The sequence below is a fragment of the Brevibacterium sp. Mu109 genome, assembly GCF_900169375.1.
Lineage (GTDB): Bacteria > Actinomycetota > Actinomycetes > Actinomycetales > Brevibacteriaceae > Brevibacterium > Brevibacterium yomogidense_A.
Genome location: NZ_FXZF01000046.1, coordinates 1 through 10,331 on the forward strand (window position 1 = coordinate 1; position 10,331 = coordinate 10,331).

The window sequence follows — 10,331 nt, forward strand, 5'->3', positions numbered from 1 at the left end:
CGCGGGGATCAACGGGTTCGTTTCTGCTCACCCCTCAATCACAGTCGGGAAGTGTCACCACCAAGACGCCCCACACTGTCACCGATGTCCTGATGCAGAACTGTCACCCATCTCTTGAGACATAACAGATCTTCGCCCCGTGGCGTTCCTTCGCGACGAGTTTCTGCTGCGGGGCGAAATGATTCGTCAGGAGCCGCTGCAGCGCCCAGATCCGGCCCAGCAGCTCCAGCTCTGCTGGAGTGTCGTAGCGGTGGTAGCCAACCGTCTGGCGCACGATATGCCAGTTCTTCTGCTCCACGTGCGCCCCGTCGTTCTTGTTGCCCGACCGGGACCGGGTGAACGTCAATTTCTCCTGCTCACACCAGCGAAACAGCTCCCAGTTGATGAACTCGCTGCCGTTATCCGAATCGATGCCGCGGATCGGGAACGGGAACGCCGCGGTAGCGTCCTTGATCGCGGCGAACACCCACTTCTGGGCCTTGTTCTTCACCGAACGAGTCTCGGTCCACCCGGTCGCGATGTCGGTGATATCCAGGGTGAAACAGAACTCGCCCTGCGCGTTGCCGCCCTCGTGGCCGACCAGATCGATCTCGACGAACCCGGGCACCGCGTCGTCCCATTCGGCCCAGGTCCGCATCGGGATCGAGTCTTTGAGCAGAGTGCCCGGTTTGGTGTGGGACCGGCCCCGCGGGGCGAGTTTGGCCCGGTCGGCCTTCAGCCGCCGGTCGATGGTGGCCGGGGCGATCTTGACCAGCAACGCCGCCGTGGCGTCATCGATCTCGAGCTCCTTGAGCCGGCGCAGCCGGGGCACCAGGTCCGGCAGGGCTGCTGCCAGCAGTCGCCCGCACGGGGTGCCTTGGACTGCCCAGCAGAACCGCAGAGCAGCGATCACCGCCTCCCCGTAGATCGGTGGCCGGGGCGGGCGTGGTTTGACGACTGTGAGCTCGAGCCGTTGCCGCAGTGCCCGGCGTGCATGATCACGGTGCCAGCCGGTCGCCGCGCACAACTCGTCCAGGATGATCGTCTTCTGCGCCCGGCTCGACCGGGCGTACCGGGTCGCGGTGGCCTTCGTAAATGCCTTGCGTTCACTCATCGTCAATCGCTCCATGCCTCACCGTGCCGGGCCAGCGGACACCGGCCCGGCAGACACACCGCTACGCGGACATTCTCAAATGATTCTTCGAATGCTGCTACGCGGACATCTTCTATGAGTCAACGCGAGGGGTGGCCAGTCCGGTGCCCCGTCGCCTATCCTGTATTCCAGATACGCCGATACGACACAGCGTGGGAGAGCCGCTCAGGCGGCGCCGTAGGTGCAATCCCTCCCCGGGAAACTCTCAGGCCCAGTACCGCGATGTGCAGGCGACTCTGAAGCGGGCTGACCGTGCGTCCGAAGAGATCCGGACGGGCAGTGCAGGACGTCGACAGAGCGGGGAGGACGAACCGATCAGTGTCCGTCCCCGTGATGGACGCACCCGACGGAGGAGATCCTCGATGACCGCAGGCGCTGAAACCCGGACCCCTGATGCGGCCGCCGCACTGTCGCACGTGAGTGCGGCACGGGGAGACGCACCCCGCCCCTTCGCTGACCGGCACATCGGTCCGCGCGCTTCGCAGACGCAGGAGATGCTCGCAGAGCTGGGCTACGACTCGCTCGAGGCGCTGGCCGCCGAGGCCGTGCCGACGAACATCGCACAGGCGGATCCGCTCACCTACGCTCCGATGGGGGAGCGCGAGACTCTCGCACGGCTGCGTGAGCTCGCCGCGAAGAACACGATGCGCGTCCAGATGATCGGGCAGGGCTTCCACGACACGACCACCCCGGCGGTCATCCGCCGCAACGTCGTGGAGAACCCCGCCTGGTACACCGCCTACACCCCGTACCAGCCGGAGATCAGCCAGGGCCGCCTCGAGGCCCTGCTGAACTTCCAGACCGCGGTCCAGGACCTCACGGGACTCGACATCGCGAACGCCTCGCTCCTCGACGAGGCCACCGCGGTCGCAGAGGCCGTCCTGCTCATGCGCCGCGCCTCGAAGAAGGGATCGACCGTGGTGCTCGACTCCGAGCTCCACCCGCAGTCGATCGCCGTCGTCCGCGCCCGTGCCCGCGCGATGGACTTCACCGTCCGCGTCGAGGACCTCTCCCGGGGCCTCGTGGGCGAAGAGGTGTTCGGCATCGTCGTCGCCCAGCCCGGCACCTCCGGCCGCGTCCGCTCCTTCGACGACGCGATCGCAGGGGCCAAAGAGCGCGGCGCGCTCGTCACCTTCGCAGCCGACCTCCTCGCGCTCACACTGCTCAAGGATCCCGGCTCGCAGGGTGCCGACATCGCGGTGGGCTCCGCCCAGCGGTTCGGCGTCCCCCTGTTCTTCGGCGGCCCCCACGCAGGCTTCATGGCCGTGAAGTCGGGCCTGCAGCGCCAGCTGCCCGGCCGCCTCGTGGGCGTGAGCTACGACAAGGACGGCAAGCCCGGCTACCGCCTGGCGCTCCAGACGCGCGAGCAGCACATCCGCCGGCAGAAGGCGACGAGCAACATCTGCACCGCGCAGGCGCTGCTGGCGGTCGTGGCGAGCTTCTACGCCGTCTACCACGGACCCGTGGGCCTCAGCCGCATCGCGTCGCGCGTCCACCGTCTGGCGACCTCCTTCGCCGCCGCAGTCGTCTCGGTCGACGGCACGTCGCTGGCCGGCGGCGACGACGCGGAGTTCTTCGACACCGTCGCGCTGACCGTCCCGGACGCCGATGCCGCTGTCCGTGCCGCCGATGAGGCGGGCGTGAACATCCGCCGCATCGATTCCACGACCGTCGCCGTGAGCTTCGGCGAGCCGCACACCGTCGCGGATGCGAACGCGGTGCTCGGCGCGCTGGGAGCGACGGAGACGATCGACGAGGCGTCCTTCGAGGCTGCGGGCGAAGGCGCGTTCGGGGACGCGGCGATCGCCGCCCCGGCCTGGACGACGGACCTCCACCGCACCACGGAGTTCCTCACCCACCCGATCTTCCGCTCGATCGGCTCGGAGACCCAGCTCATGCGCTACATGCGCAAGCTGGCGGATCGCGACCTGGCGCTCGACCGGACGATGATCCCGCTTGGCTCCTGCACCATGAAGCTCAACGCGGCAGTGGAGATGGAAGCGATCACGTGGCCCGAGTTCGCCTCGATCCACCCCTACGTCCCGGCCGAGCAGTCCGCCGGCTGGCGCGAGCTCATCGGCGACCTCGAGGACCTGCTCGTCGAGGTGACCGGCTACGACCGCGTGTCGCTGCAGCCCAACGCCGGCTCCCAGGGCGAGCTCGCCGGGCTGCTGGCGATCCGCCGCTACCACCTGGCCAACGGCGACGACGCCCGCCGCGTCTGCATCATCCCGCAGTCGGCGCACGGCACCAATGCCGCATCCGCAGTGCTCGCGGGGCTGGACGTCGTGGTCGTCAAGACCGCGGAGGACGGCTCGATCGATCTGACGGACCTCGACGCGAAGCTCGAGAAGCACGCGGACACGCTCGCGGGCATCATGATCACCTACCCGTCGACGCACGGCGTCTTCGAGGAGGACGTGCGCACGGTCTGCCAGAAGGTGCATGAGGCGGGCGGTCAGGTCTACGTCGACGGCGCGAACCTCAACGCGCTCGTGGGCCTGGCGCAGCCGGGCGAGTTCGGCGGCGACGTCTCGCACCTGAACCTGCACAAGACGTTCTGCATCCCGCACGGCGGCGGCGGCCCCGGCGTGGGCCCGGTCGCGGTGCGCGAGCACCTCGCACCGTACCTGCCGGGCGACGCGACGGACCCGCGCCTGGTCGCGGGCGAGTTCGACGGACTGGGCGACCCCATCAGCGGCACGATGTTCGGCTCCGCCGGCGTCCTGCCGATCAGCTGGGCGTACATGCGGCTCATGGGCGGTGAGGGCATCACGGAGGCGACCCGCACCGCGCTGCTCACCGCCAACTACGTGTCGAAGAAGCTCGCGGACGCGTTCCCCACGCTGTACACGGGTGACACTGGGCTCGTCGCGCACGAGTGCATCCTCGACCTGCGTGCCCTCACGGCGCGCACGGGAGTCACCGCAGAGGACGTCTCCAAGCGCCTCATCGACTTCGGCTTCCACGCGCCGACCCTCGCGTTCCCCGTCGCCGGCACCCTCATGATGGAGCCGACGGAGTCCGAGGACAAGGGCGAGATCGATCGCTTCATCGAGGCGATGCTCACGATCCGGGAGGAGATCGATGCGATCGGCACCGACTACTCCTACGAGGAGTCGCCGCTCGCGAACTCCCCGCACACCGCGACCTGCGTGATGGACGACTGGGACGGCGCATACACCCGTGAGCGGGCCGTCTTCCCCGTCCAGGGCCTGCGCCTGACGAAGTTCTTCCCACCGGTCCGCCGCGTCGACGGCGCATACGGCGACCGGAACCTCGTCTGCTCCTGCCCGCCGCCGGAGGCCTTCGAGACCGTCTGATCCGCATCCGTCGCCGGGAGCCCGCCCGCGCTGGGTGCCAGCAGGCACCTCGGGCGCCGGCGGGGACCGGCGGATCCCCTCGCACCACCAGGAGTCACCGATGACTGAGACCACTGCCCTCCACGACCTGCACGCCCGACTGGGGGCGTCCTTCACCGATTTCGGCGGCTGGGACATGCCGCTCAAGTACGGATCCGAGCTCTCCGAGCACAGGGCCGTCCGCGAATCCGCCGGGATCTTCGACCTCTCCCACATGGGCGAGGTGCGGATCACGGGCGCTGATGCCGCCGCGTTCCTCGACTACGCGCTGCTCGCCAAGTACTCGATCCTGAAAGTGGGCCGTGCGAAGTACGGCCTCATCGTGAACGGATCGGGCGGCGTGCTCGACGACCTCATCACCTACCGCCTGGCCGACGACGAGTTCCTGGTCGTGCCGAACGCAGGCAACGCCGTCGCCGTCGCCGAGGCCCTGGCCGCCCGCCAGCGCGAGTTCACCACCCAGCTGGTGCCGGGCGCGGACGCCACCGTGACGGACGAGTCGCCGGACACGTCGCTCGTCGCCGTGCAGGGGCCCAGCTCCGAGGCGATCCTGCTGACCGTCGTGGGCGGAGGCGACGAGGGTGCGCAGGCCGTGCGCGAGGTCGCGTACTACGCGTGGACCCGCATCACCGTCAGCACCGCCGCGGGTGAGAAGGACGTGCTGCTGGCGCGGACCGGCTACACCGGCGAGGACGGGTTCGAGCTCTACCTCGGCAACGACGCGGCGGAGCCCGTGTGGGACGCGCTGGTCGCGGGAGCGGAGCGGGCCGGCATCGACCTGACCCCCTGCGGACTGGCGGCCCGCGACTCGCTGCGGCTGGAGGCGGGCATGCCGCTCTACGGCAACGAGATCACGCTCGAGACGACCCCGGTCGACATCGGCATGGGGAAGATGGCTCTCAACGCGCTCAAGCGGGAGCACCTCTTCGCGCGCGAATCCCTCGCAGCGATCACGGAGTCGGAGCCCGCGCGGAAGCTCGTGGGACTCGTGTCCGACGGACGCCGTGCCGCACGCTCCGGTGCTGACGTCCTGGTCGACGACCAGGTCGTGGGCACCGTGACATCGGGACAGCCGTCGCCCACGCTCGGGCATCCCGTCGCGCTCGCCTACGTCGACCAGGCACACACGAGTGCGGGCACCGAACTGGTCGTCGACATCCGCGGCAAGGCGCACCCCTTCCGCATCGTCGACCTGCCGTTCTACTCGCGCGGCTGACTAGCGTGCCGCTGACTGCGCGCGCGGCTGACACTCCACCCCTTCTGCATCGAAAGAGGAACCATCATGGCGGAACTCCCCGCACTGCCCAAGGACTACTCCTACTCCGCGGAGCACGAGTGGGTGAACGCGACCGCTGAGAGCGTCGCGGGCACGACCGTGAAGGTCGGCATCACCGCCGTCGCATCCGACGCGCTGGGCGAGGTCGTCTTCGTCGAGGCGCCCGAGGTGGGCGACACCGTGACCGCGGGCGAGACCTGCGGCGAGGTGGAGTCGACGAAGTCGGTGTCCGACCTGTACTCGCCGGTCACCGGCGAGGTCACCGCCGTCAACGAGCTCGTGTCCGCGAACCCCGGGATCCTCAACTCCGATCCCTACGGCGAGGGATGGCTGTTCGAGGTCGCGGTGACTGAGGCGGGTCCGCTCATGGACCATGCCGCCTATGCGGAAGCCAACCACCTCTCCTGAGGTGCCAACCACCTCTCCGGAGGTGGCCCGGCCGGGACCTGCGCGGTCCCGGCCCGACGGGTCGAAGAGGCCCCGTCGACACCATGCGTTTGGAGGCGATCATGCCCATCAGCGTCTTCGATCTCTTCACAGTGGGGATCGGCCCGTCCAGCTCGCACACCGTCGGCCCCATGCGGGCCGCGGCGAGCTTCGTCGACCTCGTGGGGGACCGGACCGAGGATGTCGCAGCCCTGGAGGTCGATGTCTACGGCTCGCTCGCGGCCACCGGCCGGGGACACGGCACGTTCGATGCGATCCTGCTGGGACTCGAGGGGTGCCGACCCGACGAGGTCCTGCCCGACGAGGTGGACGAGCGCACCGCACGGATGGCGGAGTCCGGCATCGTCCGGTTCGGCGACCGGGTGGAGATCCCGTTCGCCGTCGCAGACATGCGGCAGCGGCCGCTCACCGTGCTGGAGCGGCACACGAATGCGCTCGAGCTGCGGGCGCGGACTGCGACGGGCGAGGAGCTGGCCCACGAGATCTACTACTCGGTGGGCGGCGGATTCGTCGTCACCCAGTCCGATGAGGAGGCCGCCGTCCTCGGGACCGAGGCCGGCGAGTCCGCGCGGGAGCCTGCGACGCCGCACGACTTCCGGACCGGGGATGAGCTCCTGGAGATCGCCAACCGCGAGGGTCTGGAGGTCTGGCAGGTGATGCTCGCGAACGAACTGGGCGCGGGCCGCACGGAGCAGGAGGTCCGCGACGGACTGCTCCACATCGCGAAGGTGATGGAGGAGTGCGCCGCGCACAGCCTCGACCGGTCGGGGCACCTGCCCGGTGGCCTGTCAGTGCGCAGGCGCGCGCATGACTGGCACCTGCGGCTCAAGGAGGAGGACCCGGATCGCGATCCCCGCTACTACCAGGAGTGGGTCAACCTCGTCGCCCTGGCTGTGAACGAGGAGAACGCGAGCGGCGGACGCGTCGTCACCGCGCCCACGAACGGTGCGGCGGGGATCATCCCGGCCGTGCTGCACTACGCGCTCAACTATGTGGACTGGGTGCAGGAGGGCGGTGACGCGGCCCGGGACGAGGCGACGGTGCGGTTCCTGCTGACCGCCGGCGCGATCGGAGTGCTCTACAAGGAGGGTGCGTCGATCTCCGGTGCTGAGGTGGGCTGCCAGGGCGAGGTGGGGTCCGCCTCGTCGATGGCGGCCGGCGGCCTCGCGGAGGTCTTGGGCGGCTCGGTCGAGCAGGTGGAGAACGCCGCGGAGATCGCGATGGAGCACAACCTGGGGCTGACGTGCGATCCGATCGCCGGGCTGGTCCAGGTGCCGTGCATCGAACGGAACGCGATCGGTGCGGGCAAGTCGATCAATGCGGCGAAGATGGCGATGTGGGGCGACGGGGACCACTACGTGAGCCTCGACGAGGTCATCGCCACGATGAAGGCCACCGGCGCGGACATGAGCGACAAGTACAAGGAGACCGCGATGGGCGGCCTCGCCGTCAACGTCGTGGAGTGCTGACAGGTCTGCTGACACGTCGTGGGGTGCTGGCATGTCGTGGAGTGCTGAGCGCAGGTCCCAACCTGATCGGGCAGGTCCGAACCTGATCGGCGAGTGAGTGCAATCCGGCCCCCGGGAGGATTCCTGGGGGCCGGATTGCACTCACTCGCTGTCCGATCCTCTGCGGCAGGCGGTGTCTGGAGGCGTCACGGCTCGACGGGTGCGTCCTGTCCTGCGTCGACGCCCTTGCGGTCCAGCCAGTCGACCGGATCGATGAATCCGACTCCGGAGTCTGCGTTCCAGATGGCGCCGTTCGGGTCCTTGGAGTTCATGAAGACACCCAGGTGGAGGTGGGGTCCGGTGCTGTTGCCGGTGTTGCCGGACTTCCCGATCTGGGTGCCGGCCTCGACGGTGTCGCCCGGCTCCACCTGCACCTCGTCGAGGTGGCCGTAGTACGAGTACATGCGGTCGCCGTTGATCACACCGTGGTCGACGACGACGCCCTTGCCGGTGTGGTGGTCGAGGGCGCCGCCCTCGCCGGTGGTCGCTGTGCGCAGCACGGTGCCCTCGGACACGGACGAGACGGGAGTCCCGACCGGGACGGCGAAGTCCGTGCCGACATGCTCGGGGCGCTCAGGCGACGCGAACTCGCTGGTGGGCGCACCGGTGCCCTCGGGTACTGGTGAGCTGTAGATCCGGTCGGAGGCCGCCTGCTGCTGCGACGCGGGCACCGATCCGGCGGTCTGCTGCGTGGATGACTGGGCAGGGGCCTCGTCCGCGGCGTTGGCCGCGAGTGCGGGGCCGCCGACGACGAGTCCGGCGCTCACTGCGAGGCCGAGTGCGGAGCCGAGCCCGCGGCGCAGCGCGGAGCGGTGAGCCCTCGCGTCGGGTCCGGCCGCGTGAACGGGGCTGAATGAGCGGGCGGTGCTCTTCGTGTGGGCGGAGTTCCTCGAGTCGAAGTCTGCGGGAGTGCGGTCGATGGGCGTCATAGTACTCACCTGTCTCCTCGGTCGGCTTCGTGCGTCGCACGAGTGCATGTGCACCGTGGTCGGTGCGTCTCCACCCGAACACAGCCCGGCTGAACGGTTCCTGGCCGCCGACAGGTCCGGCCCCCGTGGCGGGAACCGGGGGATGGCGGCAGGACCCGCATGCTGTGCACTGTCGGACCACATGCCTTCATGTCGAGAAGAACGACGATCGGAACGATTCGCGCACGTGACTCGGAGGTGACGAGAATGCGGCGCTGAGGCGTGGTTCACTCACCGTTCGCATGCGTGGTCACCGCTGCGTCCACAGGAAGTCAGACGCCGCTGATCACCGCGTCAGCAGCGATTCCGTCGTCGAGGCGCCGGGGACGGACACCGTCACGTGGGTGCCCCACGGGTCGTTGACCGTCACGCGGTCGCCGTCGTCTGCGGACTGGAGCCCTGTACCGCCCAGGCGTGCGGTGAGGGCGTCGAGGTCCTCACGGCCCGGGACCGTGATTGCGACGTCGCCGAGGCCCAGGCTGGATGCGCGGGGACCGGCACCTGCGCTGTTCCACGTGTTCATCGCGACGTGGTGGTGGTAGCCGCCGGCCGAGGCGAAGAGCGCCCCGGGGTGGGTGCCGACCATGGTCTCGAAGCCCAGGGCGCCCACGTAGAAGTCGCGGGCGCGGGCGATGTCGCCCACCTGGAGGTGCACGTGGCCGATGATGCCGGCGTGGTTCTCCGTGTCGGTGAGTGCCGTTTCGGTGAGGTGCGTCTGCAGGTACGCGTTGGGATCCAGGTAGAGCGACGCCATGTCGACGTCGCCGTTGGGCTGGTAGGTCCAGGCGGAGCGGGGGCGGTCGCGGTACAGCTCGATGCCGTTGCCCTCCGGGTCCGTGAAGTAGAACGCCTCGGAGACCAGGTGGTCGCTCGACCCGGCGAAGCGGCTCTCCGGATGCTGGGCGGCCCGGGCGACGGTCGCCGCGAGTGACGCCTCGTCCTCGAAGAGGAACGCGGTGTGGAAGAGACCTGCCTGGCGGCGGTCGACGCCGGGCAGCCCCGGGGTTGCGATGAGGCGGATCAGCGGAACGCCGCGGCGGCCCAGGATGCGGACGACCTCACGGCCGGCCGTGCGCTCCTCGATCGGTGTGAGCGCCAGGGCCTGCGCGTAGTAGGAGCTCATCTTCTCGAGATCGCCGACGTGGAGCGTGACCGCGTCCATCGTCGTGGCGGGGTTGAGGATGGTGTCTGTGGTGGCGGGGGCTGCGGCGTTCATGGTGTCTCCCAGGGTTGCTGTGCGAGGGCTATGACGGCTCTTCAGAGTTGAGTGTGGGCACGCCGATGGGGCGAGGGTGCTGGGGATAGACGTCGAGGTCCCTGATGATGAGCGGACTTCTACCCCCGCGCATCTCAAGGACCTCGACTATGCCCCATCCTACGTGCCCCTGCGCTGCTGCCCTGGATCGTTGCAGCAGATGTGATGTCCTCCTCGGTCTGCCCGACCTGCACCTCGTTGACGCTCACGTCACGGACACCGCCGTTCTCCTCGACGTCGAGGCCTGCGACCCGCTCACCGGCTGTCCCGGATGCGGCGTCATCGCCACTGGCCACGGACGTGTGACCGTGACTCTGATCGATGCGCCCTTCGCGGGACGCCCGACCCGTCTGCGGTGGCGAAAGCGCCGCTGGATCTGCCCC

Annotated in this window: 8 protein-coding genes and 1 riboswitch; of the genes, 5 read left to right on the top strand and 3 right to left on the bottom strand. The window is 69.1% G+C overall.

The window, feature by feature from the left end:
- Positions 1–103: 103 nt before the first annotated feature.
- Entirely contained in the window at positions 104–1,093 is a 990-nt protein-coding gene (locus BSP109_RS15545; protein ID WP_180959789.1) for a DDE-type integrase/transposase/recombinase, read from the bottom strand.
- A gap of 182 nt (positions 1,094–1,275) precedes the next feature.
- Positions 1,276–1,362: riboswitch (glycine riboswitch) on the top strand.
- A 132-nt stretch (positions 1,363–1,494) separates the two neighbouring features.
- Between BSP109_RS15545 and gcvP the strand changes: the two genes are divergently transcribed.
- From gcvP to BSP109_RS15565, 4 genes are all read left to right on the top strand, one after another.
- Positions 1,495–4,455 (top strand): aminomethyl-transferring glycine dehydrogenase, encoded by a 2,961-nt coding sequence (gene gcvP / locus BSP109_RS15550; RefSeq protein WP_101601837.1) that lies wholly within the window; start codon positions 1,495–1,497, stop codon positions 4,453–4,455.
- Positions 4,456–4,555: 100 nt separating this feature from the next.
- Positions 4,556–5,710: a glycine cleavage system aminomethyltransferase GcvT gene (gene gcvT / locus BSP109_RS15555; RefSeq protein WP_087003202.1), complete on the top strand. Its 1,155-nt coding sequence runs from the start codon at positions 4,556–4,558 to the stop codon at positions 5,708–5,710.
- A 66-nt stretch (positions 5,711–5,776) separates the two neighbouring features.
- On the top strand, positions 5,777–6,178 hold the full coding sequence (gene gcvH, locus BSP109_RS15560; protein WP_087003199.1) for a glycine cleavage system protein GcvH: 402 nt from the start codon (positions 5,777–5,779) through the stop codon (positions 6,176–6,178).
- Positions 6,179–6,279: 101 nt separating this feature from the next.
- The gene (locus tag BSP109_RS15565) at positions 6,280–7,686 is read left to right on the top strand and encodes an L-serine ammonia-lyase (RefSeq protein ID WP_087003196.1); all 1,407 of its coding nucleotides are present in this window, start codon (positions 6,280–6,282) and stop codon (positions 7,684–7,686) included.
- A 185-nt stretch (positions 7,687–7,871) separates the two neighbouring features.
- Here the strand turns inward: BSP109_RS15565 and BSP109_RS15570 are convergent, their stop codons facing one another.
- Together BSP109_RS15570 and BSP109_RS15575 are read right to left on the bottom strand one after the other, a co-directional pair.
- A complete protein-coding gene (locus BSP109_RS15570; RefSeq protein ID WP_256970164.1) occupies positions 7,872–8,654 on the bottom strand; it encodes a M23 family metallopeptidase in 783 nt (260 codons plus the stop codon).
- A gap of 325 nt (positions 8,655–8,979) precedes the next feature.
- Positions 8,980–9,909 carry a VOC family protein gene (locus BSP109_RS15575; protein WP_087003188.1) on the bottom strand — a complete coding sequence of 310 codons (930 nt, stop codon included), beginning with the start codon at positions 9,907–9,909 and terminating at the stop codon, positions 8,980–8,982.
- Positions 9,910–10,058: 149 nt separating this feature from the next.
- Between BSP109_RS15575 and BSP109_RS15580 the strand changes: the two genes are divergently transcribed.
- Positions 10,059–10,331, top strand: a 273-nt coding sequence (locus BSP109_RS15580) for a transposase family protein (protein ID WP_180959790.1), incomplete at its 3' end; no start/stop codon positions are given.

Coding starts and splice junctions, on each gene's coding strand:
- BSP109_RS15545 (WP_180959789.1), bottom strand. CDS start 1,093: ATGAGTGAACGCAAGGCATTTACGAAGGCCACCGCGACCCGGTACGCC.
- gcvP (WP_101601837.1), top strand. CDS start 1,495: ATGACCGCAGGCGCTGAAACCCGGACCCCTGATGCGGCCGCCGCACTG.
- gcvT (WP_087003202.1), top strand. CDS start 4,556: ATGACTGAGACCACTGCCCTCCACGACCTGCACGCCCGACTGGGGGCG.
- gcvH (WP_087003199.1), top strand. CDS start 5,777: ATGGCGGAACTCCCCGCACTGCCCAAGGACTACTCCTACTCCGCGGAG.
- BSP109_RS15565 (WP_087003196.1), top strand. CDS start 6,280: ATGCCCATCAGCGTCTTCGATCTCTTCACAGTGGGGATCGGCCCGTCC.
- BSP109_RS15570 (WP_256970164.1), bottom strand. CDS start 8,654: ATGACGCCCATCGACCGCACTCCCGCAGACTTCGACTCGAGGAACTCC.
- BSP109_RS15575 (WP_087003188.1), bottom strand. CDS start 9,909: ATGAACGCCGCAGCCCCCGCCACCACAGACACCATCCTCAACCCCGCC.